At 50.1% G+C, this 26,502-nt stretch carries 23 protein-coding genes; 14 read left to right on the top strand and 9 right to left on the bottom strand.

Annotation, left to right across the window (positions count from 1 at the left end):
- Positions 1-56 precede the first annotated feature (56 nt).
- Positions 57-605, top strand: coding sequence for a hypothetical protein (locus tag GQE98_RS12000; protein ID WP_161315866.1), 549 nt, complete (start codon positions 57-59; stop codon positions 603-605).
- A gap of 13 nt (positions 606-618) precedes the next feature.
- Here the strand turns inward: GQE98_RS12000 and GQE98_RS11995 are convergent, their stop codons facing one another.
- Positions 619-2,235, bottom strand: coding sequence for a helix-turn-helix transcriptional regulator (locus GQE98_RS11995; RefSeq protein ID WP_161315865.1), 1,617 nt, complete (start codon positions 2,233-2,235; stop codon positions 619-621).
- Between the two features lie 207 nt (positions 2,236-2,442).
- On the opposite strand from GQE98_RS11995, the gene GQE98_RS11990 reads away from it, so the two are divergent.
- From GQE98_RS11990 to GQE98_RS11950, 9 genes are all read left to right on the top strand, one after another.
- Positions 2,443-3,795: an ABC transporter substrate-binding protein gene (locus tag GQE98_RS11990; protein WP_161315864.1), complete on the top strand. Its 1,353-nt coding sequence runs from the start codon at positions 2,443-2,445 to the stop codon at positions 3,793-3,795.
- A gap of 106 nt (positions 3,796-3,901) precedes the next feature.
- The gene (locus tag GQE98_RS11985; protein WP_161315863.1) at positions 3,902-4,918 is read left to right on the top strand and encodes a branched-chain amino acid ABC transporter permease; all 1,017 of its coding nucleotides are present in this window, start codon (positions 3,902-3,904) and stop codon (positions 4,916-4,918) included.
- On the top strand, positions 4,911-6,068 hold the full coding sequence (locus GQE98_RS11980; RefSeq protein ID WP_161315862.1) for a branched-chain amino acid ABC transporter permease: 1,158 nt from the start codon (positions 4,911-4,913) through the stop codon (positions 6,066-6,068). Before GQE98_RS11985 ends, GQE98_RS11980 begins: the two co-directional genes overlap by 8 nt.
- Positions 6,069-6,079: 11 nt before the next feature.
- Positions 6,080-6,838, top strand: coding sequence for an ABC transporter ATP-binding protein (locus GQE98_RS11975; RefSeq protein WP_161315861.1), 759 nt, complete (start codon positions 6,080-6,082; stop codon positions 6,836-6,838).
- The gene (locus tag GQE98_RS11970) at positions 6,838-7,563 is read left to right on the top strand and encodes an ABC transporter ATP-binding protein (RefSeq protein ID WP_161315860.1); all 726 of its coding nucleotides are present in this window, start codon (positions 6,838-6,840) and stop codon (positions 7,561-7,563) included. The genes GQE98_RS11975 and GQE98_RS11970 overlap by 1 nt, the downstream gene beginning before the upstream one ends.
- Positions 7,564-7,693: 130 nt before the next feature.
- Complete coding sequence (gene acs / locus GQE98_RS11965; RefSeq protein ID WP_161315859.1) at positions 7,694-9,634, top strand: acetate--CoA ligase; 1,941 nt, start codon at positions 7,694-7,696, stop codon at positions 9,632-9,634.
- 191 nt (positions 9,635-9,825) lie between these two features.
- The gene (locus tag GQE98_RS11960) at positions 9,826-10,224 is read left to right on the top strand and encodes a response regulator transcription factor (protein WP_161315858.1); all 399 of its coding nucleotides are present in this window, start codon (positions 9,826-9,828) and stop codon (positions 10,222-10,224) included.
- Between the two features lie 37 nt (positions 10,225-10,261).
- Positions 10,262-10,528, top strand: coding sequence for a hypothetical protein (locus GQE98_RS11955; RefSeq protein ID WP_161315857.1), 267 nt, complete (start codon positions 10,262-10,264; stop codon positions 10,526-10,528).
- Positions 10,528-13,278: a sensor histidine kinase gene (locus tag GQE98_RS11950; RefSeq protein WP_161315856.1), complete on the top strand. Its 2,751-nt coding sequence runs from the start codon at positions 10,528-10,530 to the stop codon at positions 13,276-13,278. The genes GQE98_RS11955 and GQE98_RS11950 overlap by 1 nt, the downstream gene beginning before the upstream one ends.
- A 6-nt stretch (positions 13,279-13,284) precedes the next feature.
- Here the strand turns inward: GQE98_RS11950 and GQE98_RS11945 are convergent, their stop codons facing one another.
- Positions 13,285-14,085: a TSUP family transporter gene (locus GQE98_RS11945; protein ID WP_161315855.1), complete on the bottom strand. Its 801-nt coding sequence runs from the start codon at positions 14,083-14,085 to the stop codon at positions 13,285-13,287.
- Positions 14,086-14,187: 102 nt separating this feature from the next.
- Here GQE98_RS11945 and GQE98_RS11940 point away from each other — a divergent pair, with 102 nt between their 5' ends.
- The 4 genes from GQE98_RS11940 to GQE98_RS11925 all read left to right on the top strand — a co-directional run bounded on the left by GQE98_RS11940 (position 14,188) and on the right by GQE98_RS11925 (position 18,272).
- The gene (locus GQE98_RS11940; RefSeq protein ID WP_202526252.1) at positions 14,188-15,192 is read left to right on the top strand and encodes a zinc-dependent alcohol dehydrogenase family protein; all 1,005 of its coding nucleotides are present in this window, start codon (positions 14,188-14,190) and stop codon (positions 15,190-15,192) included.
- A 28-nt stretch (positions 15,193-15,220) separates the two neighbouring features.
- On the top strand, positions 15,221-16,066 hold the full coding sequence (locus GQE98_RS11935; protein ID WP_161315853.1) for a fumarylacetoacetate hydrolase family protein: 846 nt from the start codon (positions 15,221-15,223) through the stop codon (positions 16,064-16,066).
- A gap of 32 nt (positions 16,067-16,098) precedes the next feature.
- Complete coding sequence (locus tag GQE98_RS11930; protein ID WP_202526251.1) at positions 16,099-17,316, top strand: serine hydrolase; 1,218 nt, start codon at positions 16,099-16,101, stop codon at positions 17,314-17,316.
- A gap of 125 nt (positions 17,317-17,441) precedes the next feature.
- Complete coding sequence (locus GQE98_RS11925; protein ID WP_202526250.1) at positions 17,442-18,272, top strand: GNAT family N-acetyltransferase; 831 nt, start codon at positions 17,442-17,444, stop codon at positions 18,270-18,272.
- Here GQE98_RS11925 and GQE98_RS11920 read toward each other — a convergent pair.
- The 7 genes from GQE98_RS11920 to GQE98_RS11890 all read right to left on the bottom strand — a co-directional run bounded on the left by GQE98_RS11920 (position 18,269) and on the right by GQE98_RS11890 (position 26,468).
- Positions 18,269-19,468, bottom strand: coding sequence for a urate hydroxylase PuuD (locus tag GQE98_RS11920; RefSeq protein ID WP_161315852.1), 1,200 nt, complete (start codon positions 19,466-19,468; stop codon positions 18,269-18,271). The genes GQE98_RS11925 and GQE98_RS11920 overlap by 4 nt on opposite strands.
- A 9-nt stretch (positions 19,469-19,477) precedes the next feature.
- On the bottom strand, positions 19,478-20,710 hold the full coding sequence (locus GQE98_RS11915) for a cysteine desulfurase family protein (protein ID WP_161315851.1): 1,233 nt from the start codon (positions 20,708-20,710) through the stop codon (positions 19,478-19,480).
- A gap of 3 nt (positions 20,711-20,713) precedes the next feature.
- Positions 20,714-21,721 (bottom strand): adenosine deaminase, encoded by a 1,008-nt coding sequence (locus tag GQE98_RS11910; RefSeq protein ID WP_161315850.1) that lies wholly within the window; start codon positions 21,719-21,721, stop codon positions 20,714-20,716.
- Positions 21,722-21,808: 87 nt separating this feature from the next.
- Positions 21,809-22,885, bottom strand: a complete 1,077-nt coding sequence (locus tag GQE98_RS11905) for a BMP family ABC transporter substrate-binding protein (RefSeq protein WP_161315849.1) — start codon at positions 22,883-22,885, stop codon at positions 21,809-21,811.
- A 34-nt stretch (positions 22,886-22,919) separates the two neighbouring features.
- Complete coding sequence (locus GQE98_RS11900; RefSeq protein WP_161315848.1) at positions 22,920-23,849, bottom strand: ABC transporter permease; 930 nt, start codon at positions 23,847-23,849, stop codon at positions 22,920-22,922.
- The gene (locus GQE98_RS11895) at positions 23,849-24,925 is read right to left on the bottom strand and encodes an ABC transporter permease (protein WP_202526249.1); all 1,077 of its coding nucleotides are present in this window, start codon (positions 24,923-24,925) and stop codon (positions 23,849-23,851) included. Before GQE98_RS11895 ends, GQE98_RS11900 begins: the two co-directional genes overlap by 1 nt.
- Positions 24,915-26,468: an ABC transporter ATP-binding protein gene (locus tag GQE98_RS11890; protein ID WP_161315847.1), complete on the bottom strand. Its 1,554-nt coding sequence runs from the start codon at positions 26,466-26,468 to the stop codon at positions 24,915-24,917. The genes GQE98_RS11895 and GQE98_RS11890 overlap by 11 nt, the downstream gene beginning before the upstream one ends.
- Between the last annotated feature and the right edge of the window lie 34 nt (positions 26,469-26,502).

Raw genomic sequence — 26,502 nt, 5'->3', positions numbered from 1 at the left:
CCTTAGTATGGTTCTACCCGAGAGGGATTTTTCAAAGTGAGACTGAGGGGCGAAAATTGATTAAAATAAAATATTTTCTGGCCGTTGTCATGGTTGTCATTATGGCGAGCCCAATGGTTGCAAATGCAAATGACTTATCGATTTCCGCCTTCAAAGGAGATTGGCGCGGGAATGCTATTTCCGAAAGCAATGTCAGTGTCACTTTTCCGATCACCAGTCGAGATATTGATGTCAGTATAAAGCCGAGTGAGTCTGGCGATTTCACTATTACCTGGCGGACACTTCTTCGTCAGAAGGGTACGTCTGATAGTCCAAAGGAAGATCTGAAGGAAACTACTTTAACCTTTGTCAAAACGGATCGTCCCAATGTCTGGAAGGACAGTAAGGGAGGGGATGTTTACGCCGGCGAAACAATCTCTTGGGCGCAGCTGATGAAGCAGACCTTGACCGTCTATGTTATGGCGATCAATGACACAGGTGGTTATGATATGCAGGTTTATAAACGGACCCTCAGCGGGGTGAATATGGAACTCGAATTTGTCGCCATTCGCGATGGTGCGGTTCGCCGGACTGCAAAAGGACAGCTTATTCTCAACAATTATTAAGATTCAGCCTTTTCTATAAATCGCCAATGCCCGGCGAGATATTGCGCTTTTGTGACGTTGTCTGGCGGGGTTGTTGTGGCGGGGGAGCTGCTCGCTGGGCACAGTTCGATCGCTCGCAGAGCCGACAGGTTATCCCAACAGGCATAACGGTCTTGGGGGCTGTTAGGTTAAGGCCGTCGGCATAAATCAGCCGGTGCGCCTCAGCAATATCGCACCCGATACTGATGGCATATTGGCGTTTTGGTTGGGCGTAACCCAGACTCGGTTTGGTGACGGTTCGCGCGATGGAAAAGAAACGCTGGCCATCCGGCATTTCTGAAATTTGCGGACAAAGCGTGCCAGGGGTCAAAAACGCAGCGTGAAGAACCCAGCGCGGGCAGGAATTGCCATATCGCGGAATGCGCAAGCCTGAAGTACTGAACCGTTTAGAGATATTTCCGGCGATATCACTTCGGATCAGATGAAAGGGTACGCCGCTGCTACCGGGTCGCATCAGTGTCGTCAAGCGGTGACAGATCTGTTCAAAGCTTGCATCAAATTGCTGCTGTAAAAGCTCAATGTCATAATGCAGATCTTCCGCCGATTGGAAAAACATTTCATAGGGAAACAAAAAGGCCCCGGCGAAGTAATTGGCGAGCGCGGCAATTCCTTTTTGTTTGGCGGCCTCTGTCGGTAGCTCGGGAGCCTCCACCAGTTCCTGAAAAAGATCGGCAAATGTAAGTTGACCGAGGAGCAATGCAAGATGAAACTTGACGCTTGATTGCGGCAATGATTTCGAGAGAACAAGTGAGTGGTTCTTCTCGTCATACAGGGTTGCTTCGGTATTATGGCTGTCGCGACTGGCAAATTCGACTTCAATACCATGCTTTTCCAATAGGTAATCCGTCATGACATGTGTTGACAGGAGGCCTAAACCGTTGAAGGAAGAGCGAAATTCCGAAGCTGCCCGCTCTATCTTGTCGAAGTAATTATTATGGGCCTGAATATAATCAGATACCGCTTCATTTGGGGAGGGAGCCCAGGTTTTCCCGGTCAGGCTGCCATCTCCGACTACACCGAGCATTTCATTAACAGTATCATTTAGTGCTTCGCTGTCTTTAAGTGCAATCTGGAGGAACTCCTTACGGTCTTTTGAGCTCAAATCTTCATTGTCATGGACGATTTCGGTTGATGACATGATTGAGGTAACAAGAGTCCGCAATCGAAATGAAGAGCCTGCAAAAAGGAAATCCTGCGATAGTCGCTCGCTCAAAAGCTGTAAATCTGTTTGCGCGGTTTTAAAGGCATCATATGTTTTCTTGAAAGCTGAACTGAGAGCGGGCGCGTCAGCTGCCATTTCGGCAATTTCTTCATCAGTGAAATCATGATCGGAGAATAGAGGATCCTTCAAGGCGTCCGTCATTTCACCAATCAGGTGGCCTTCTTCCTGAGGCGAAAAGACGTGTGGGTCAACTTTCAGTATTTTGCTTAAATGCAGCAACAGCGGAACGGTAATGCTGCGTCTGTTATGTTCCAGCAGATTCAGATAGCTCGCGGATATGCCAAGACGGTCAGCAAGCTCAACCTGAGTCAGCTTTCTCTCCTTGCGTAATCGTCTCAAACGATTTCCAAGTAGAGGTGACTTTGCCATTTGAGCCTCCATAAATTTACAATAATTTACAAATTTACAAAATATATTAGAAATTATTTACATAAAAAAACGGTGTTTTACAAGGTTTTAATGGGAATAGTGGCAAAAATGTGAAATTTTTACACGTCGGGGAGATGTTTGTGCCTAATCAATAAAACACAAGCACCCCTGTCCGGGGATGATTCACTTGAATATGGGAGACGATTCATGAGCGATATCAAAAAACCAGGCATGTCGCGCCGCGGCCTTCTCAAGGCTGGTGCTGTCGGCGGTCTGGTCGCTGCAACTCCGAGCATCTTTATCAAGGATGCCTGGGCACAAGAATTCCGCAATGATCCTAAGAACACAGGCGAGCTAAAGCTTGGCTTTAATGTGCCGCAATCCGGCCCTTATGCCGATGAAGGCGCGGACGAGCTTCGCGCTTACATGCTCGCCGTAAAGCATCTGAACGGTGAGGGTGATGGCGGAATGTTGAATACCTTTAAGCCATCGATGCTGTCCGGTAATGGGGTCCTTGGTAAGAAGGTAACCTACGCAACAGGCGACACCCAGACAAAATCAGACGCCGCTCGCGCATCGGCAAAACGCATGATCGAGAAAGATGGCGTTCTGATGGTAACTGGCGGGTCTTCTTCCGGTGTGGCTGTCGCCGTGCAGTCGCTCTGTCAGGAGCAGGGCATTATCTTCATGGCAGGTCTAACCCACTCAAACGACACAACAGGCAAGGATAAGCGACGCTATGGTTTCCGTCACTTCTTCAATGCCTATATGTCCGGCGCGGCGCTGGCCCCAGTTTTGAACAAGGAATATGGGTCCGACCGACGCGCCTATCATTTGACAGCGGATTACACATGGGGCTGGACGCAGGAAGAGTCGATCAAGAACTCAACCGAAGCGCTTGGCTGGCAAACTGTCAATGCGGTCAAGACACCTGTTGGCGCAGGTGACTTCTCGCAATATATCACGCCGGTTCTCAATTCGGGTGCTGACGTTCTTATCCTCAACCACTATGGCAAGGATATGATCAACTCGCTTAGTCAGGCAGTTCAGTTCGGGCTGCGAGACAAGCAGGTCAATGGTAAGAATTTCGAGATCGTTGTACCGCTCTTCTCGCGTCTGATGGCGCAAGGCGCAGGCGATGCGATCAAGGGTATTCTTGGCACAACGAACTGGAATTGGTCGTTGCAGGATGAAGGGTCGAAAGCCTTTGTGCAGTCCTTCGGGGCGGAATATGGAGCCCCGCCGTCAATGGCAGCCCATACCTGCTATGTGCAGACCTTGCTCTATGCAAACGCCTGCGAGATGGCTGGTACGTTCTATCCGCCAGAAGTCATTAAGCAGCTTGAAGGCTTCAATTTCGACGGTATGGGCAACGGCCCGACGCTCTATCGTGCAGAAGATCATCAATGCTTCAAGGATGTTCTTGTGGTGCGCGGTAATGAAAATCCGTCAAGCCAGTTCGATCTCCTGAAGGTGGTAGACGTTACCCCTCGTGCACAGGTCGAATATGATTGGACCATCTTCGGTGGATCTCTCGGTCCATATGAAGTGAAGATGTAGGTTCATTTGCCATCCGCGGGTTGGTTGTTTGGGAGGACGTCAACCCGCGGTAAAGCAGAACGAAATAGCCTGCTAAAAAAGAGCAAAGTGGTTCGGGGTAGATTTTATGGATGCCATTTTTATTCAAATATTGAATGGACTTGATAAAGGGGCGGCCTATGCCCTTATTGCGCTCGGTCTGACGCTGGTATTCGGAACATTGGGTATTGTAAACTTTGCCCACGGCGCGCTATTCATGCTTGGTGCGTTTTGTGCCGTTACTTTTCAAAAGCTTGTCACCATTTCCGCTAAAGTCCGTGATGAAGGAGTTACGGCTTTTGTTGCTTACAAAGAACAGCCTTATCTTGAAAGCTGGTTCGGAGATACAGGGCGGATAATCATCGACTATTCTGTGCCGCTCTCTATCATGTTGGCCATCCCTTTCATGTTATTGGTCGGCTACGTTATGGAACGGGGCTTGATTAAGCATTTCTACAAACGTCCCCATGCAGAACAGATCCTGGTGACCTTCGGTCTCGCAATCGTTATTCAGGAAATCATCAAAGCATATTTTGGGGCCAATCCGATCCCGCAGCCCGCACCTGATATCCTTGCAGGTAGCGCAAATGTTGGGAGTTGGGTCGGACTTGGAGATAACCTCGTTTATCCGTGGTGGCGTCTTATCTACCTTTGTTTTTCGGGACTGATAATTTTTGCGGTCTTCGCTTTTTTGCAGTTCACGACTTACGGCATGGTGGTTCGGGCGGGGATGCGTGATCGCGAGACTGTCGGGTTGCTTGGAATCAACATTGAACGGCGATTTACGGTGGTCTTTGCAATCGCAGCCGTTGTCGCCGGTGTTGCCGGTGTGATGTATACCCCCATCCTCCCGCCTGACTATCATCTTGGCATGGAGTTTCTGGTGCTGTCCTTTGTCGTTGTTGTTGTGGGGGGTATGGGTTCCCTGGGGGGGGCTGTAATGGCCGGGTTCCTACTCGGGATTGTGCAATCTTTTGCGTCCATGAATGAGGTGAAGGAGATTTTTCCGGGGATCGACCAGATCATTTTATATCTCGTCGCTGTCGTAATTTTACTGGTCTTGCCACGTGGGCTTTTAGGCCGTGCTGGAGTGATGGATGACTAATACCAAGAAGCTGCTTCTCAATGACACATTTGTCGTGATCATTTTTGCTGCTGCCATCTTGGCGATGCCTATCTGGCTGGACCCTATCGGTGGCAACTATCCGGACCTGTTGCAAAAATTCGCGATCTACGGAATTTTCGCCATCGGCTTCAATATCCTGTTTGGTTTGACCGGATATCTTTCTTTCGGTCATGCGGCCTTTCTCGGTGTCGGGTCATATGCCGCTGTCTGGTCGTTCAAGTTGTTGACGATGAATGTCATTCCGGCGGTGATCTTTGGTGTGTTGTTTGCTGGTATTTTGGCGGCAGTTATAGGGTTTCTGAGCCTGCGGCGGACGGGTATCTACTTTTCCATATTGACGCTCGCCTTCGCGCAAATGTCCTATAATCTTGCCTATTCAGTTCTGACGCCGATAACCAATGGTGAAACAGGGTTGCAGCTAGCCCGCTCTGACCCACGTATTCTAGATCGCTTATTTTCACAGGAGCAGGCTGCGGGTTTGCCAAGCACGGATCTCTTTGGCGAGACCATGAGCGGCTATCCAGGGTTCTATTTTTGTGCAGTGCTACTGATTGTCTGTTTTTACATTTCCATGAGAATTTTCCGGTCACCCTTTGGCCTGATGCTCAAAGGTATCAAGTCGAACCAGAATCGTATGAGGTATACAGGCCTTAATACACGCCCTTATATGCTAACGGCGTTTATCATTTCCGGTATGTATGCTGGACTGGCAGGCAGCCTTCTCGCGGTTACGGATCCGCTGGCGGGAGCGGAGCGGATGCAGTGGACAGCTTCGGGTGAAGTCGTCCTGATGACAATTCTTGGCGGCGCCGGTACCTTGGTCGGCCCAATGTTGGGCGCAGGTCTAATTAAGTATTTTGAGAATATTTTCTCTGCCTTCGATGATAACGTGCTGACGCAGGCATTTTCCTTCCTTCCAGACAGCGTCCTTGAGTTTGTGGTACCAGTCGTCGGCCTGTTTGTCGGCAGCGGCTGGCATCTGACCTTAGGTCTTTTGTTCATGGTCATTGTGATCTTTCTACCAGGCGGATTGGTTGAAGGGTTTCGGCGCATTTATGATTACTTCAAGTCAGGTGGCGGCAATGCAAAAACACAATCCGTTGAAGCGCGAAATCAGGCAGGGGAGTGAGAGGGTAGATTATGAACAGTCTCGTTCTTCAATTGGACAATATTAATAAAAGCTTTGGTGGACTCAGTGCTCTTTCCGATATTAATCTTCATGTTGAGGAGGGGACGACACATGCAATCATCGGCCCTAACGGTGCCGGTAAATCGACGCTCCTGAATGTATGTATCGGTAGATTGAAACCAGACACAGGCAAGGTGACGTTCGCGGGAGAGGTGCTGACGGGTCGACAGCCTCACGAAATTGCCCAGCTTGGCGTCGCCCGCGTATTTCAGACGCCAGAGATTTTTCAGGAAATGACATTACTTGAAAATGTCATGATCCCGGCTTTTTCCCATCGTGATGGGGCGTTCCGATTAAACGCTGGTGAACTGCTTAGCCGTCAGGGAGAGCTGCGTGATGATGCGGAACATATCCTCGAGGATGTTGGGCTAAAGGAAATGATGATGACCGAGGCAGGCAGCCTCAGTCGGGGGGACAAGCGCCGGTTAGAACTTGGCATGTGCCTAATCTTGCGGCCGAGGCTTTTGTTGCTCGATGAGCCTACTGCCGGCATGGCACGCCATGATACCAATCAGACAATTGAACTTTTGAAAAAGATCAAGTCCCGTGGCATGACAAAGGTAATCATTGAGCACGACATGCATGTTGTTTTCAGTCTTGCCGACAAGGTCAGCGTATTGGCCCGCGGACAGATCATCGCCGGCGGAGATCCGCAAAGCGTGCGTGAGGATCCGAAGGTCAAGGAAGCTTATCTGGGAGGGGCTCATTGATGACGGAGGCTTCAGAAAAAATGCCCTATTTCAGTGTAAAGGATATACACGCCTACTATGGTGAATCTTACATCGTACAAGGGGTTTCCTTCGACGTTGAAGAAGGCGATATCGTTGCGTTGCTGGGCCGGAATGGGGCGGGGAAAACCTCTACTTTGAGAGCACTTGCTCGCGTCGATAGTCCCGCTTTAAAGCGTGGAGAGATCTATCTTAACGGTGAGGCTATTCATACCCTTAAGGCCTATCAGGCGGCGCAGGCAGGTATCCAGCTCGTTCCAGAAGACCGCAGAATTATTGGTGGGTTGACGGTAGAAGAGAATTTGATGCTTGCTCAGGTGGCGGAGCCAAAGGGGTGGGAAATAGAGCGTATATATGATCATTTTCCGCGCCTTGGCGAAAGACGGAATCAGGATGCCGTTACAATGTCTGGTGGTGAGCAACAAATGCTGGCTGTTGCGCGTGCACTCGCTCGGAATGTTAAATTACTTTTCCTGGATGAGCCCTATGAGGGCCTTGCTCCTGTAATCGTACAGGAAATCGAGAGAATTCTGCTTGAGGTCAAAAAGCTGGGAATTACAACGATTATTGTCGAGCAGAATGCTGTCGCGGCATTGCAGCTTGCGGATAAGGCACTTATTCTGGATATGGGACAGATTGCATTTCGTGGAACCGCACAGCAGGTTCTGGATGACCAGGACTTACGGCATGAGTATCTAGCTATCTAAGCGTGGATAATTTAGTATTTTCTGACATTTGGGTTGTATTTAGGTGGAGAGGAACGCATAAATACCCTGTCATTTATTGCCAAAGTTTTAGGCATTGAAATCTGTATGTTGGGTGAAAGGACTTAGAAGGATGTCAGCAAAGGATCTATATCCCGTACCTCAGGAACTAGCGAAAACAGCTTGGGCCGATAAAACGAGCTATCAGGCGATGTACCGAGCATCAATTGAGGATCCGGACGCCTTCTGGGGTGAACACGGCAAGCGAATTGACTGGATTAAGCCTTATACGAAAGTAAAAGACGTCTCCTTCGCGAAAGATGACCTTCATATCAAATGGTTCTATGACGGGACCTTGAATGTCAGTTACAACTGCCTTGACCGTCACTTGGAATCCCGAGGCGACAGCCCTGCCATTATCTGGGAGGGGGACGATCCAAATGATGATAAGACACTGACCTATCGCGAACTACATGCTGAGGTATGTAAATTTGCAAATGTGCTTAAGGCACAAGGTATTAAAAAGGGGGATCGCGTTACCCTTTATATGCCGATGATTGTTGAGGCCGCAGTCGCAATGTTGGCCTGTACCCGCATCGGAGCTGTGCATTCGATCGTGTTCGGCGGGTTTTCGCCAGACGCATTAGCGGGCCGCATTCGAGATTGTAAATCGAACTGCGTGATCACTGCCGATGAAGGCGTTCGTGGCGGACGACCAATCCCTCTCAAGGCAAACACGGATGAAGCGCTGGCAGAATGCCCAGACTGTACAACCTGTATTGTCGTTAAACGTACGGGTGGTAAAATCGATTGGGTTGAAGGCCGCGACGTCTGGTATCACGAGGAGATGGACAAGGTTGACGCGGAGTGCCCGCCTGAGGAAATGAATGCGGAGGACCCTCTCTTTATCTTGTACACCTCTGGATCAACGGGCCAGCCGAAAGGCGTGTTGCATACGACAGGCGGTTATATCGTTTATACGGCAATGACGCATCGATATGTGTTTGATTATCATGATGGCGATATTTACTGGTGTACGGCCGATGTGGGCTGGGTGACGGGTCATAGCTATATTGTCTATGGACCGCTTGCTAATGGCGCAACCACACTGATGTTCGAAGGGGTGCCAAATTACCCGACCGTCTCGCGCTTTTGGGAAGTCTGCGATAAACATCAAGTCAACATTTTCTATACAGCCCCAACCGCGATTAGAGCGTTAATGCGGGAAGGGGATGAACCGGTCAAGAAAACCTCTCGCAAATCATTACGCCTTTTGGGATCGGTTGGTGAGCCCATCAATCCGGAAGCTTGGCGATGGTATAACGATGTTGTCGGCGAGGGGCGCTGCCCAATCGTCGATACCTGGTGGCAGACGGAAACTGGAGGTATTCTGATTTCCCCTCTTCCCGGCGCGATGGACCTCAAGCCGGGATCCGCAACACTTCCATTCTTTGGAATAGACCCGGTTATGGTCGATGGAGAAGGAAAGACTTTAGAGGGTGCATGTGAGGGCATGCTATGCATTAAGGATAGCTGGCCGGGCCAGATGCGGACTGTTTATGGTGATCATGAACGTTTTATTCAGACCTATTTTTCCAACTTCCCCGGACTCTATTTTACGGGCGATGGTGCCAGGCGGGATGAGGACGGCTATTACTGGATTACCGGACGTGTTGATGATGTGATCAACGTGTCCGGTCATAGGATGGGAACTGCCGAGGTGGAAAGTGCACTTGTTGCCCATGAATTGGTAGCGGAGGCTGCGGTCGTCGGTTATCCCCATGACATTAAAGGGCAGGGCATCTATGCCTATGTCACTCTGACCACGGGGGTTGAACCGACGGAGGAATTGCGCTTGGACCTCGTCAAGTGGGTTCGTCAGGAAATTGGTCCTATTGCGACGCCGGACTTGATCCAATGGGCACCCGGATTACCAAAAACACGGTCGGGCAAAATCATGCGACGTATATTGCGTAAAGTTGCCGAGAATGATTACGGTAGCCTTGGCGATACGTCGACCTTGGCCGAACCGGCAGTGGTTGAGGATTTGATCGAAAACAGGATGAATAAGTAGCCTGCAGGTCTGCAAGCCTGTCCTCCTGTCGGTACAAGAATGTGCAATGACAATATCCTAAAAAATGGGGTATTGTTATTGCGAGGGAACTGAAGAGTGAGGTTGTTGATACAAGAGAGCGTCTTTTAGGTGCCGGACAATTTCGTCAGCCTTTGAATACTCTTTAGATAGTCTAGGGAGCATACGGCAATATGACGCATACAGTGCTTGTGGTGGAGGACGAACCAAATATTGTTTTGTCCTTACAGTTTATCTTAAGGCAGGCCGGTTTCACGGTAAGAGTGGCGCGGGATGGGGATCAGGCACTCCGGGCCATTGATGACTATGTCCCTGATCTGGTGGTCCTGGATATAATGTTACCCAAGCAGGACGGTTTCGCAGTTTGCGAGGCCATTCGCGGCAATGAATCCTGCCGGAATCTGAAAATTATCATGTTGTCTGCCAAAAGTCGCGAAGTGGATAAAGAGCGGGCCATGCTTCTCGGGGCGGATGAGTTCGTGACCAAGCCTTTTTCAACACGAGCGCTCGGCAAGATGGTTAAGGATATTATCGCGCCATCAAAGCCGCCTATGCAGGCTAATCAATCCTGAATTTGCAGATTGATGCAGATGAAATTGGAATAATCGGATGATAAGAACCGGACGCAAAAAGGAATGGTCAATCCTACTCTTCGTTGTCTGTCTGGTTGCTTTAACACCACCCATGCTTTCACTATTTGACGTCGTGAGCCGTGTGCTGGGTATACCGCTCAGCTTTCTCTATCTTTTCGGTTTATGGGCATTTGCGATAATCATGACGGCGCTAGGGGCGCGGCGTGGAACGGAGAAAACCATCGAGCTACCTGAAGCGCAAACGCGGGTTGATCGGCCGACACATGGCAGAGGGAACATGTGATGTCCGGCGGCCTGGTTCTCGCGGTTTCCATCCTTTATCTCGGCCTACTGTTTGCCATTGCCCAGTTTGTTGACCTGCGATCGGCGAAAGGCTGGCCACTGACGCGGAATCCCTACATTTACACTCTGTCTATTGGCGTATACTGCACCTCTTGGACCTTCTATGGCAGTGTTGGCCTTGCCGCTACACGAGGCCTTGATTTCCTGACTATCTATCTTGGTCCCACCCTTGTTTTCATTCTCTGGTCTGTTGTCTGGGTCAAGATAATTCGGATCTGCAAAGTACACCGGATTACCTCCATTGCCGATTTTATTGCCTCGCGCTATGGCAAGCATGCCCGACTGGGGGGGCTTGTGACGATAATTGCCGTCGTTGGCACCATGCCCTATATTTCCCTCCAGCTTAAATCCATCGCCACCAGCTTTCGGATACTTGTCAGTTCGTCTGAAACGGCAATACTGCATGCGCCGAATGAACAAATCTTTTTTATTGATACAACCCTGATTGTCGCTGTTGCACTCGCACTTTTCGCTATTCTCTTTGGGACGCGCCATATCGATGCGAGTGAACATCATGAAGGATTGGTAGCCGCAATCGCCTTCGAGTCAGTAGTTAAACTGGTCTCATTTCTTGCTGTCGGCTTCTTTGTGACTTTTGGTCTCTATAATGGTTTCGCAGACCTTTTCTCGGCGGCCGCAGACAGCGGGCTTGAAACTCTTTTCACTGTTTCCAGAGATAGTGACTACAGCCTTTGGATGACGATGACTATTTTATCCATGGCGGCAATCATATGTTTGCCCCGACAGTTCTATATGACGGCTGTCGAAAATCCCGATGAATCTTTTCTCCGCAAGGCAACCTGGCTGTTCCCGTTATATCTTCTGGTGATCAATATTTTTGTGTTGCCCATTGCGCTCGCGGGTCGCCTGTCCTTCGGAAACGCTTCCGCAGATGCGGATATGTTTATGCTTACAGTGCCGCTATTTCATGATCAGGCTTTCCTCGCCCTCATCGCGTTTATCGGTGGATTGTCGGCGGCGACTTCCATGGTAATTGTTGCGTCAATTGCACTCGCCACGATGGTCTGCAACGATCTGATCATGCCATTCCTTCTTCGTTGGAAGGGACTGAATATAAACAAAAATGATGACCTCACCGGATTGCTTCTCACGATCCGTCGGGTGAGTATCCTGCTAATCCTGATATTGGGGTATGCGTACTATCTGATAGCTAGCGAGTCTTATTCTCTCGTGACTATCGGGCTTGTCTCTTTCGCGGCAGCGGCGCAATTCGCGCCTGCGATAATTGGGGGGATTTTCTGGAAAGGGGCCTCCTATCGCGGGGCAATGGCAGGGCTTGCGCTCGGTTTTCTGGTTTGGCTCTATACGTTGCTGCTCCCTTCCTTTGCTCAGTCCGGCTGGCTGCCCATCAGCTTTATCGAGCAAGGGCCATATGGTTTAACATTCCTAAGGCCTTATGCGCTTTTCGGTTTGGAAGGCTTTGATCGCCTGACGCATGCCCTGTTCTGGAGCATGTTGGTCAATATCGGGGCTTACTGGATTGTCTCACTCTCGTCGCACCAAACGGCTATCGAACGTATTCAGGGAACGCTTTTTGTGGATGTGTTCGGGCATACGGACGATGAACGCGATAGCCGCTACTGGCGCGGTTCCGCTACGGTTGCGGATTTGCAGCAGCTGGTGGGACGGTTCGTCGGAGTTCAACGGGCGGCACAAGCCTTTTCGGATTTTGCGGCTGAGCGGGATATTAACCTGCGTAAAAACCACTCTGCAGACGCGGCCTTGCTAGACTTCGCCGAAAAAATGCTGGCCGGCGCAATCGGTTCTGCAACCGCGCGGGTGATGGTTGGTTCCGTGGTAAAGGGCGAAATTGTCGGGCTCGACGAAGTCTACCGTATTCTGGATGAAACCAGTCAGGTAATTGAATATAGCCATCGGCTGGAACAGAAATCCGCAGAACTCGAGCGCGCAACGGCACAGCTTCGGAATGCCAATGAGCGCCTAAAGGAGCTGGATTCCCTGAAGGATCATTTCCTGTCCATGGTTAGCCATGAACTCAGAACCCCGCTTACCTCACTTCGGGCCTTTGGTGAAATTTTGGTGGATAACCCAGAAGTTTCTCCCGAAGAACGTGAACGGTTTCTGAACGTCATCATCAAGGAGAGTTCACGTCTGACGCGATTAATTGATCAACTCCTCGATCTCGCACGTATGGAGGCGGGGCAAATGGACTGGTCGCTGGATACGGTCGATATAGCGGCAACTGTACGCGAGGCCATGGCCGCGCTGGCCGGCCTTATCCAGGAAAATGATGTCGAGGTTAAAACATATATCCCGGAAAATTTGCCAATGGTGCGGGCAGACAGAGATCAGTTGATCCAGGTCATCATAAACCTTGTTTCAAACGCCATTAAATTCTGCAACAAGGCGGAAGGACGAATTGGTGTTTCCGTCACGGCAAGGAATAACATGCTGGAAGTCGGAGTGTCAGACAATGGAAAGGGAATAGCCGAGCATATGATGGGCCGGATATTTGAGAAGTTCCATCAATCAATTGATCGCGGAGAGGACAAGCCACAAGGGTCCGGGCTGGGCCTCGCCATTTGCCGCGAAATCGTCACTTTCCTTGGCGGCCGGATATGGGTCGCGAATAGACCGGAAGGCGGCGCAGTCTTTACCTTTACAGTTCCTCGGGCCGACCGGCAAGATATACGGCTTTCCGCCGAATAGCGGTTATCAGTTATAGGCCCTGTAGATCATGAGAAAGCCTATGAGGGTAACAAGAATCAGGACAAATTTCTTGAATGTCTTCTGATCGATAAGATGCCGTACCTTGGTTCCCGCCCACATTCCGGCAAAGAGCGGTGCCAGCCCGATAAGGCTGTAGGCAATTTCTGTGGGTTTTAGAAAGTCCATTCTCTGAAGGCTTAACAACAGGAAAATACTTCCACCAAAAAGCATCACGCTAACAGCGCCAACGAATTTCTCCTTCTCCAGGCCGAGCGCGATGAAGAAAAAGACCGGCAGTGTGCCAAATAGCGTTGTAATGCCGCCAATAATACCTGCGGTGAAACCAACTGTCGGACCGGAAATCTTTTCATGGGATCCCAGAAAGGAGAATGAAACTCCAAAGTACTCAAGACCTGAAATAACAACCAAAAACCCGCCGACCGCAATAAGAAGATACTTCGTATCGACTGCAGAGAGCATGAATACGCCAATCGGTAACCCAATAAACAGGCCTAGAAGCAGTAACCAGTGTCGAGCGATTGATGATTTTATTTGTCCGGAGATTAACATCTGCACAAAATTGGTGATGACCATCGGTACTGTCATGATAGAGACTGCTGCGGGCAGAGACATGAAGAAGACGATTATTGGAACAGCGATAGTCGGGAGGCCAAAAGCCGAGATACCCTTTACAAATCCGCCCAACGCAAAGGCGATACACACAACGAGTAAATGGAAAAGATTGAATTCCGGAAGATATTGGGTGATCATGGTTGCGGTCGCATTCAAAACAAAAAAACTTGTCACGGTAGAAACCGTTCATGACAAGCTATGGAACATAAAAAAGCATCGCCGCCAACATATTTATCGCATTGTCGACGATTAAATAATCATTCTGGAGAAGAAGTCTTGAAAGCTTGGGTCATTAACGGAGAAGGCGGTGTCGATGGCCTGAAGATGGTCGATCGGGATATCCCGAAGCCCGGCGCCGGTGAAATATTGGTACGTCTTAAGGCAAACTCTATCAATTATCGGGATCTCTCGACTATAAAAAATGCTGCCGCACGGGGTATTGCCGGGGAAAGAATTCCGAATTCTGATGGCGCGGGGGTCGTTGAGGAAGTTGGGGCAGGAGTAACGGAGTTTAGCGCAGGGGATCGCGTTGTCGGCACCTTTTTCCAGAACTGGCTGAGCGGTCCAATTCATGACGACGTGATGCCAAGCGCTCTCGGTGGTCCAATCGATGGCCTTCTGTGTGAATATGCATTGTTAAAAGAAGGGGGCGCGCTACCCATACCGGCGCATCTTTCCTTTGAAGAAGCGGCAACATTACCATGCGCGGGTCTTACTGCATGGCATTGCCTGATTGATGGCGGAAAGGCGGGCGTTGGACAAACGGCTCTTCTGCTGGGTACCGGTGGTGTCTCAATATTTGCGCAACAGATTGCAAAAGCCTCGGGCATTAGGACTATCCTGACTTCCAGCAGTGATGAGAAACTTGCGCGAGCCAAGTCACTCGGTGCGAATGAGGTGATCAACTATCGTGAACACGCGAACTGGGAAGAGAAGGTCCTCGAGTTGACGGATGGACATGGCGTTGATCTTGTGGTTGAGGTGGGCGGCGCAGGAACGCTCGAAAAATCCGTCGCAGCGGTGCGAGTTGGTGGCCGTATTTCGCTTGTGGGTGTTCTGACGGGCGGTCTGATGGACCCGACATCTATAATGCGAAAATCTATTACTCTTCAGGGGATATACGTGGGGCCGCGTGATATGTTTGCTCGGTTGAATAATGCTCTTTCGAATAATAATATCCACCCGGTTATTGATGCCGTGATTGACTTTCAGGATGCGAAAGAGGCGTATAGAATTATGGAGAAGGCCGGTCATTTCGGCAAAGTTGTTATTACAATTTAAGTGCGTGACGTAAACGAAAGAAGAAAAAATGAAATTACTAAGATATGGCCCAGTTGGTTCAGAAAAACCCGGAGTTCTAGATGAGGGAGGCAAGATCAGGGATCTTTCTGGCGTTATTGCAGATATCTCGGGTGACGTGCTGTCAGATAAGGGGCTTGCGCAGTTAAGCGATCTTGATCTTGAGTCCTTGCCGGTAGTTGAAGGGGAGCCAAGAATTGGAGCCTGTGTCGGGAATATTGGGAAAATCATGTGTATCGGGCTTAATTATTCCGATCATGCGGCCGAAGCGGGCCAGCCGGTTCCGAAGGAACCCATTCTGTTTATGAAAGCGACGTCGGCAGTTTGCGGCCCCAATGATGATGTTGAGATCCCGCGCAATTCCAGGAAAACTGACTGGGAAGTTGAACTTGCGGTTGTCATCGGCAAGCGCGCCAAATATGTGACGGAAGAGGAGGCTCTTGATCATGTTGCGGGTTACTGCGTGGCGAATGATGTCTCTGAGCGGGAGTTCCAGTCAGAGCGTGGCGGAGGATGGACAAAGGGGAAAAGCCACGATACCTTCGGTCCTCTCGGTCCATGGTTGGTAACGCGCGATGAAGTGCCGGACCCGCAGGCGCTTAATCTTTGGCTGGATGTAGATAACGTTCGCCGGCAGGATGGTAGTACGGCGACCATGGTGTTCAGCGTCGCGGAGATTATTTCCTATCTCAGTCAATTCATGACGTTAAACGTTGGGGATGTCATCTCCACGGGCACGCCGCCCGGCGTAGGAATGGGAATAAAGCCAAACCCCGTATTTCTTAAACCGGGGCAGGAAATGAAACTCGGCGTTGAGGGTCTCGGCATACAGCTGCAGAAAACCGTTCAAGCCTAAGAAACCGGAACTCAGGAAAAGGATCGCATATCGTGAAGCCCGTTCATCAGCCCGAAAGTCTTGGCTTTGACCCTAAACGCCTAAATAATATTACCGATTGGATGAATCGGTATGTTGAAGGCGGAAAGCTCGCAGGGGCACAGACATTAATCGCACGGAGCGGTAAAATCGCCTATTCCAGGTCTATCGGACAGGCGGACCGGGAGAATAACGTTCCATGGAAAGATAATACCATGGCGCGATTTTATTCGATGACCAAACCGATCACATCGGTTGCCCTCATGATGCTGTATGAAAAAGGGCTCTTTCATCTGGATGATCCTCTGGAAGAGTTTATTCCGGCCTTCAAGGATATGCAGGTTCTGAGGCCACAGGCACGTAGTATTGACGACACGGAACCGGCAACGAGCAAGATAACGATTCATAACCTGCTCACCCATATGTCCGGTATGACATATGGATTTAATGAAGGAATCCTCGGCAAACATTACGAAGCCAATAAAATGGATTTTGGGCCGACGCGAGGGACGCTGGAAAGCCAAATCCAGAATCTGTCTGAAATGCCTTTGCTGTTTAATCCCGGCACTCGCTGGAATTATGGTGTGTCGACCGATGTTGTTGGGCGTCTGGTGGAGATTATTTCGGGTCAAAACCTCAAATCATTTTTTTACGATAATATCTTTGCTCCGCTTGGCATGGGTGATACGGATTTCGGAATTCCGAAAGAAAAAATCAACCGCTATGCCACTGCATACGGGGCTGATGCGGCGGGGGCTCTCACAGTGATGGACCCGGCGGAAAAAAGTGCATTTCGAATGGAAAGCGTAACCTGCTACTCTGGCGGCGGCGGATTGATCTCGACGGCCTCTGATTATCTGAAGTTCGCTGAGATGCTCCGCTGTCGCGGGGCTTTCGACGGCGGTCATCTTTTGGGTCCTCGCACCGTGGATTTTATGACGGAAAATCACCTCGATGGAGATCTTGCCCAATATGGACAGCCTGTTTTTTCCGAGGTGTCTTTTGTTGGTGTGGGCTTTGGTCTCGGTGGCTGGGTGATGATGGATCCCCCATTGTCCCAGATGATGGGGTCGCCCGGTGATTTCGGTTGGGGCGGCATGGCAAGCACTGTTTTTTGGGTTGACCCAATGGAAGATATGACAGTTTTATTCCTGACGCAGTTTATCCCCAGCAGCTATCACCCACTGCGCAAGGAACTTCGGGCCTTGGTTTATCAGGCCATGGTGGATTAACGCCGGACGGTGTCGCACTCCTGACATAAAAAGGAAACTTATCTGTCATCTAGGCGACATTAGTCTGCAATACATATTTGAGAAAAACTCCTTCAGTCTCTCGTAAGAGTATGTAGGAGTATATCTTGGAACCGTTACGATTTAATAATCTGGAACTTCGCCTGGCGCAGAGCGCTGCCGATTTGGATGCGGCGCAAGCCCTGCGCTATCGCATTTTCTATGAGGAAATGGGGGCCAAGCCTTCGGCGCTTTGCCTTGCGCAATCCCGTGATGTAGATCAGTTCGACGCAATTTGCGATCATCTGTTGGTAATTGACCTCGAGAAAGGGACAAAAGCTGCACCGTATGTTGTTGGCACCTATCGCTTTTTGCGTAGCAGCGTCGCCCAAAAGAATGGTGGCTTCTATTCTGAAGCGGAATTTGATCTCTGTAACCTGAATGTATTTCCGGGAGAGATCATGGAGTTGGGTCGTTCCTGTATTGATGCGGGATATCGCCGTCGTGGCGCAATGCAGCTTCTGTGGCGCGGTATTGCAGCCTATATCCATACTCATGAAGTCCAGATTATGTTTGGCTGCGGAAGTATTCATGGCACGAATCTGAAGGAACATGCCCGCGTGCTATCTTATCTGCATCATTTCCATAAGGCTCCAGGGCATCTACGCCCGAGGGCTTTGGAGGAGCACTATATCCCGATGAAAATGATGAAGCGGAAAGAAGTTGATGTTGAACTTGTGCAGCGCGAATTACCACCGCTTTTGAAGGGCTATTTACGCCTTGGTGGTTATATCGGAGATGGTGCGGTCATCGATCATGATTTTAATACAATTGACGTATGCGTGATTGTCGAAACGGAAAATGTTACGAGCAAATATATCAGGCACTTTTCACGGGACAGGAAAGAAAAGGCTCCAACTGTTAAGGTTACAGACAATCCAGTTCAGGTTTACTCCTAATCCGTAGAGGCGCCTTGTGAAATCCACCAGCCGATGATCTTTCGCTCTTCATCTGTCATTTGGGTGAGATTGCCTAGCGGCATGGTTTTCGTATCAACAGACTGTTGTTTGATGCGGGTTTTCTCGCGTGCGATCTGTGCTGGCGTTTCCAGCCGAACCCCCTTTGGGGGGCTTTCAAAGTCCGTATTCGTGGGTTTCGCTGCATGGCAACTGGCGCAGTGCGTATGAATGAGGGCTTGAACCGTTGAGAAGGATACTTTCTCAGCGGGCACATCCTCCGATTTGGGAGCTGCCGCATAGGCTATGGCGAAAAAAAGAACAAAGGCAATGGGAAGAAGAATAAAGCCCTGTTTAGCCTTACCCTGGTTCTTCATATTAAAATAGTGCCGGACCAATACGCCCACGAGCGATATGCCTGCCAGCAGTAGCCACCCATAGGTGTTGCCGTATGTCATGGGATAATGGTTGCTGATCATTATAAACAGGACGGGCAGCGTGAAATAATTATTATGTAGGGATCTTTGTTTCGCCCGAAGGCCATATACCGGATCTGGTGCCTCTCCCTTTTTCGCGGCAGATACGAGCGCGACTTGCCCCGGTATTATAACCATCAGGACATTCGCTACCATAATTGTTCCCATGATCGCGCCAACATGGATGTAAGCACCGCGACCACTGAATACTTGCGACAGGCCGAAAGCGGCCAAGGTGAGCAAGACAAAAAGAATGATGCCGAAGGCGAACTGATTGTTAATCAGCGGTGATTTACAGAGGAAGTCGTAAATGAGCCAGCCGCCAACGATCGATCCCAAGCCGATCAGGATTGCTGCATCTGTTGAGATATCGGCAATATTCTTATCTATGAGATAGATATCTGCGCCGAAGTAATACAGGATCGCCAGTAGCAGGAACCCGCTGATCCAGGTAAAGTAAGCTTCGTATTTGAACCAATGAAGTGTTTGTGGAATCTCTGGCGGGGCGAGGCGATATTTTTGCACCTCGTAGAAGCCGCCGCCATGAACGGCCCAAAGCTCTCCACCAACACCAGCCTTGTCCTTATACCCATCCTTCTCCGGCGTCGTAAGATTCATATCAAGCCAGACAAAATAGAATGATGCGCCGATCCAGGCGATACCGGTAATCATATGGATCCAGCGGACGGCGAGTTGAACCCATTCCATCAATTCTAATTCCATTAATGCCCCCTAATGCATTCCATTTTGATGGGTTATGTTTGTCGTCTTGCCGGGCTGAAGTGTATTATACGCCGCGATGATCTGATCCGTTGCATAGTGTACCTCGGCCTGTGTCGTTGTGCGTCCCAGTCCTAGCCTTATCGTTGCTGCTATATCGACAGCCTTCATCCCCATTGCTTTTAGTACATGAGAAGGTTTCCCGTTCATTGAACTACAGGCCGACCCGGTACTGAGCGCGAGATCAGGGAGCTCATGAAGTAGATCCTCTGCGTCAATACCTGCAAAGCTGAGGCTGAGGCATCCCGGTATATGCGGCGCCATGTCTCCATTCAGGCGTACAGAATTCTTTAGTTCTGCGCTTAATCTCTGCACCATTGAGGAGCGAAGCTTATTGAGATGATTGCGGTTCGTAGTCCGGCATTTCGCCAATATTCGGCAAGCTTCACCGAGGCCAACGCAAAGGGCGGTCGGAAGGGTGCCGGGACGAATAGATCGTTGTTGTGCGCCGCCATAGATCAGGGGCGCAATGTCAGTTCCCTCACGAACGTAAAGCGCACCAATACCCATCGGGCCATATAGTTTATGTCCGGACAAGCTGAGGAGGGAAATATTCTGTGCTGTGACGTCTATTGCCTCTGTTGAGAGGGCCTGTACGGCGTCACTGTGAAAAACGATACTTCGTTCAGTGCATATCTGGCCGATGCGGGCGATATCCTGACAAACACCCGTTTCGTTATTAGCGGCCATAACGGATATTATAATTGTGTCTGGGCGGATTGCCGAGACTAGAGCTCCATGATCGATCAGGCCATCTTTATCAACCGGCAGCAAGGTCACTTCGACGCCTTCATGTGTCGCAAGATATTCAAGCGGTTGCAACACGGCCTCATGCTCAGTTTGAACGGAAATAATATGGCGTCGGCCCTCATGTGCTCTGGCGACGCCGAGCAGGGCAAGATTATTAGCCTCGGTTGCGCCAGAGGTAAAAATGATTTCGTGGGGGCGTGCGTTAATAAGCGAGGCTATATGTGTTTGTGCCTCTTCAATTATACGTCGCGCTTGATGGCCGAATATATGGTTGCTGCTATGCGGATTACCGGTAAAGCCATGCGTCCAGTTTGACATCGCTGTTTCGACCCGATGATCGAGTGGAGTAGACGCCTGATAATCCAGATAGACCGGAAGAGACAGCACTTCTCCTGCAAAGGTAATTTGGCGGGGCTCTATTCTCTGGCTCGGCATCGCCTAGATCCCATAAGCCTCAAGCCGGGCAATCATGGCCTGTTTTTCATCGGCGCTGCAGAAGCTCGCCTCGAAACCGTTTCGTGCGAGTGTCAAAATCTCGGCTCTTGTCAGGTCAAGGCTTTCGGTGATGACTTCGTAATTCTCATTTACATACCCGCCGAAATAGGAAGGATCATCAGAGTTGACTGTCGCCTTCAATCCGAGGTCTAGCATTCTTTTTATGGGATGCAAGCGCATATCCTTGACCCCGGCAAGTTTGTAATTTGAGAGTGGGCAGACCGTGAGCGCTATTTGGCTCTCCGCCAGTCGTTTGACGAGTGCGTCATTCTCCAAAGCTCGATTACCATGGTCCAGTCGATCAATTTTTAAGAGGTCAAGAGCTTCATAGACATATTCCGGCGGCCCTTCTTCTCCAGCGTGGGCAACCGCGAGAAATCCCTCTGCTTTGGCTTTTTCGAAAACACGGGCAAATTTAGCGGGAGGAAACCCCATCTCTGACGAGTCCAGACCAACTGCAATAATCTTCTCCCGATAAGGAAGAGCCTGTTCGAGCGTTTCAAAAGCGGACTCTTCACTCAAATGGCGCAGAAAGCAAAGTATCAGCTTCGAGGTAATACCATATTTCTTAAGCCCCTCATCCAGTGCCCGGCTTATACCGTTGATTACCGTTGCGAATGGGACGCCCCGGCTTGTATGTCCCTGCGGGTCAAAGAATATTTCCACATGGATGACATTCTGCTCATACATTTTGGAAAGATAGGCGAAGGTCAGGTCATAGAAATCCTGTTCTTCCAGCAAGACACTCATTCCCTGATAATAAATATCAAGAAAATCCTGTAAGTTTGAAAAATGATAGGCATCCCGTACTTCTTCAACAGTTGCAAACGGGATTTCGACCTTGTTGCGCCGTGCAAGCGCAAACATCAATTCCGGTTCCAGACTGCCTTCGATATGCAAATGCAACTCTGCTTTCGGCATTTTTTGAATGAAGGTTTTCATATCATTCATTGGCCGTACATCTTTCAAGTTAATCAGAAAAAATGTATCCCCGCCGAAATTCCAGGAGCTGGCGGGGATACAGAAATTTAAAGGAAATTATTTTGGCAGTTTTCCTTCAACGCCTTCAACGTACCAGTTCAAACCAAGCAGGGTTCCATCATCTAACGCTTCCCCTTCTTTAGCGCCGACAGAGCCATCCTGTTTGTTAAACGGACCGGCAAAAGGCAGGATAGAACCGTCTTCGATACCTTTTCTGGTTTCCTCTGCGAGAGCGACAACATCAGCGGGGATCGCCTCGTTATATGGGGCCAGTTCGACCATGCCGGACTTCAGTCCACCCCATGTATCCTCTGACTTCCAGGTTCCGTCGAGAACCGCTTTTGTTCGTGCAATATAGTACCCGTCCCAGTTATCAATAATAGCAGTGAGCTGTGCCTTGGGAGCAAACTTGGTCATATCCGAAGCCTGACCCACGGCCCATACACCGCGATTTTCCGCAACCTGGAGCGGAGCGGGACTGTCAGTATGCTGCAAAATGATATCTGCACCTTGGTCAATAAGAGCTTTGGCAGCATCACCTTCTTTGCCTGGATCATACCAGGTATTCACCCAAGCGACCTTTACGGTGACATCGGGGTTGACGCTACGAGCAGCAAGCGTCATTGCGTTGATACCACGAACCACTTCGGGGATTGGGAAAGAGCCGACATAACCGATCACGTTAGATTTAGTCATTTTACCGGCGATTTTACCGACAACATAACGGCCTTCGTAAAAGCGCGAGGAGTAAGTGCTGACATTGTCAGCGCGCTTGTAGCCTGTGGCATGTTCAAATTTCACATCGGGGAACTGTTTGGCGACTTTCAAAGTAGGGTTCATGAAGCCAAAGGAAGTCGTGAAAATTAACTTATAGCCATCTGCGGCCATCTGCCGGATTACCGGCTCGCTGCTGGATTCTTTTACGCTTTCAACAAAAGTTGTTTTCACCTTATCGCCGAATTCTTTTTGTATGGCTTGCCGCCCTAACTCATGGCGATACGTCCAGCCATGGTCGCCAATTGGGCCGACATAGATAAAGCCAATTTTATCTTCGGCAGTGGCTGTGCCACCCATGAGCAATCCACCTGCCAATGCTGCGGCACCGATCAGGCCTGAGAGTTGTTTTCGTAACATTACTTTCTCCTTCTTAAATAGAAAATTTTTGTTCTCATGCCGCCGGATGGAAAATCTTGCCAATGCAAGCCGGGGCATGCTTTCGAATTCGGGATTCATCTTTCGATATCAGGACGAGAACAATTATGGTCGCCAAATACGGTAGCATCGAAAGCACTTGTGAGGGAACGTTAAGTCCCGCGGCTTGCGCGTGCAACTGCAAAATAGTTATGCCGCCGAACATATAGGCGCCAACCAGAACCAGCCCTGGCTTCCACGTTGCGAAAACGATGAGGGCGAGGGCAATCCAGCCCCGTCCAGCCGTCATGTTTTCTGCCCACATCGGCGTATAGGCGAGAGACAGATAGGCGCCGCCAATGCCCGACATCGCCCCGCCAAACATGACCGCCATATAGCGAATAGCAATGACCGGATAACCGATTGAATGTGCAGCATTATGAGAATCGCCCACGGCCCGCAGAACCAGCCCGGCTTTTGTCTTATATAGAAACCAGCTTACCACGGCGACCATGATAAAAGAAAAATATACCAGCGCATCCTGTCCAAACAGAATGGGACCAATGAAGGGGATGTCCGATAGGCCGGCGATATTAAGCTTGGTGAGCGCGGCAACCGGTTCGCCGACAAAATCCTGCCCCATCAATGCGCTCAGGCCCACCCCAAACAGGGTAAGCGCGAGGCCCGTTGCGACCTGGTTTGCCATTAGCGACAGGGTGAGGATGCCGAATAGAAAAGCCATAATCGCGCCGGCGAGAGCAGCCGCGCCGACAGCCAGAAAATAATTGCCTGTTGCAAGGACGGTGATAAACCCGCTAACGGCGCCGACCAGCATCATGCCCTCGACCCCAAGGTTGAGTACGCCGGATTTTTCTGTCACAAGTTCACCGAGCGCTGCGAAAACCAGAGGGGTTGCCGCCGTTATAACGGTGAGGAAAACCGGAACTAACCAATCAAATCCACTCATTATGATATGGCCTTTCTAGCAATATTTAGGCGGAACCGATAATGGACGAGAACATCGCAGGCGAGCAGAAAGAAGAGCACCATTCCCTGGAAAACACCCGTGACGGCCACAGGCAGACCTAAGTTGATCTGTGCGGTTTCTCCGCCAAGATAGGTGAGCGCCATCAGCAGACTGGCAAAGAAAATGCCAACGGGATGAAGGCGTCCCAGAAAGGCTACGATAATTGCCGTGAAGCCATATCCCGGAGAAATGGAAGGTACAACCTGATCAATAGGGCCGCTTACCTCGGAAAGTCCCGCAACACCGGCCAGAGCCCCTGCGAAAAGAAGCGAGAACCAGATGATTTTCTTCTGGCTGAAGCCCGCATACCCACCGGCGCGCGGAGCTTCACCGATGACTTTCACCTGAAACCCAATAAGCGTGCGCGCCATCATAACCCAGGCACCCAATACAGCAAATAAAGCCAGAAGAGTTCCAAAATGCATCCGTGTCCCTGCGATCAGTATAGGCATATCCGCACTCTCGCTGAAGGTCTGCGACTCAGGGAAATTGAAACCCGCCGGATCACGCCACGGCCCGTGGATCAGAAGGGAAAGGAGCAGGAGCGCTACATAGACCAGCATCAGGCTGGTCAGGATTTCATTGGCGTTGAAGCGTGTTTTGAAAAATGCGGGAATGGCGGCCCAGGCGGCGCCTCCCACGGCTCCTAGAATTATCATCGCCGGCAACAGAAAAACACTGTCAGTTTCCGGAAAATAGATAAAAAGACTGCTGCCGACAATGGCGCCCATCGTCAATTGTCCCTCCGCGCCAATATTCCAGACATTGGCCCGAAAGCCGACAGAAAGCCCAATCGCACAAAGCATCAGCGGCGTGGCTTTAACGAATAATTCGGAAAATTCGTATGTTGTATTCAGGGGAGCAATGAAGAACTGGTACAGCGCCTCTATTGGATTGACCCCCAAAACCTCAAAGAGGATGATGCTGCAAAGCACTGTCAGCGCCAATGCTATAATAGGCGTTAGATAAACCATCGACTTTGACGGTTCGGGCCTTTTCTCGATCTTAAATAGCATTTAAGGCCTCCGCTTTTTCGGCAGTCTCATGCGTGCCGCCCATCAGCACTCCAATCTCTTCAACTGATATCTCATTAAGGTTCCGGGCAACGGATAAACGCCCTTCTGCAATTACGGCTATGCGGTTGCTTATCGCAAAAAGTTCGTCGAGGTCCTGACTGATGACAACTATGGCAGCGCCTGCCTCGGCCAGGTCAATTAACGTCTGGTGAATGAACGCGGCCGCTCCCGCGTCCACGCCCCAAGTCGGATGCGCAATAATTATTACGTCAGGTTTTTGCAGAACTTCACGGCCGACGATAAATTTCTGCAGATTTCCCCCCGAAAGACTGCTGGCGGTGTGATATATACCAGGCGTTCGTACATCGAATTTCCCCACGATTTCCTTCGCATATTCGGCCGTACTGCCATTGTTGATAAACCCGCTGTTTAATAGTGCCATGCGGCTATAGCCGCTTAGAAAAGCATTCTCTGTCAGCATCATCTCAGGCACTGATCCGTGACCGAGGCGGTCCTCGGGAACAAAAGCGAGTCCAAGGTCACGCCTTGGGTTCGGCCCAAGCCGGCCAATATGTTCTCCGTCCAGTGTGATGGCTTCCGCATCACTACAAGTTGTCTCACCGCTTAATGCAGAGAGAAGCTCAATTTGGCCATTACCCGCAACGCCCGCAATACCAAAAATTTCACCGCTGCGGACTTCAAAATTTATGGCATTCAGGTCTACGCCGAATTCCGCATCGGCATTGATTGAGAGGTTGCTAACCTTCAGCCGGACCGGACCGCTATCTGGTTTTTCGTGATGTTCCGGCGCATGGAGGTCAGTCCCAATCATCATTTCAGCGAGGCTTTTCGCCGTCTCTTTCGTGGGGTCACACTCACTGATATATTTACCGCCACGCAGAATTGTTGCTTTATGGCAAAGCGCTTTTATTTCATCCAGTTTGTGGCTGATATAGAGGATAGAAACACCTTCATGAGACAGGCGCCTCAGTGTTTCAAACATCTTATCGGCTTCTTGCGGCGTGAGCACTGATGTTGGCTCATCCATGATAAGAAGTTTTGGGTTCTGTAAAAGACAGCGGACGATTTCAATACGCTGTTTTTCGCCAACTGAGAGCGTATAAACTTGCCGGTTTGGTTCCAGCGGTAAGCCATAACTGTTGGATATCTCGATAATATCCCGTTCCAACGCCTTCATATCCTGCCGGCCAGACATCCCGAGTGCGATATTTTCGGTAACCGTCATCGCCTCAAACAGGGAAAAGTGCTGAAAGACCATTCCGATACCGATTTTACGGGCACTATGAGGGTTGGGAATAGTAACAGAGTTGCCGGCCCAGAAAATCTCCCCCTCATCCGCTTCCAGGACGCCGTATATAATTTTGACGAGCGTACTTTTCCCTGCGCCGTTCTCACCAAGCAATGCATGGATTTCACCCGGCATGATTTTAAGGTCGATATGATCGTTGGCAAGGCAGCCGGGATAGGCCTTTGTTATTCCCCGCAGTTCGAGCTGCGGTGTTGCCCCCTCACTATCGTTCATTATTGCTGTCCCCCGAAATTACTCTCTCCATCAC

This window comes from Sneathiella litorea, assembly GCF_009882915.1.
GTDB classification, from domain to species: Bacteria; Pseudomonadota; Alphaproteobacteria; order Sneathiellales; family Sneathiellaceae; genus Sneathiella; species Sneathiella litorea.
This window is presented reverse-complemented; position numbering and strand designations above follow the sequence as displayed.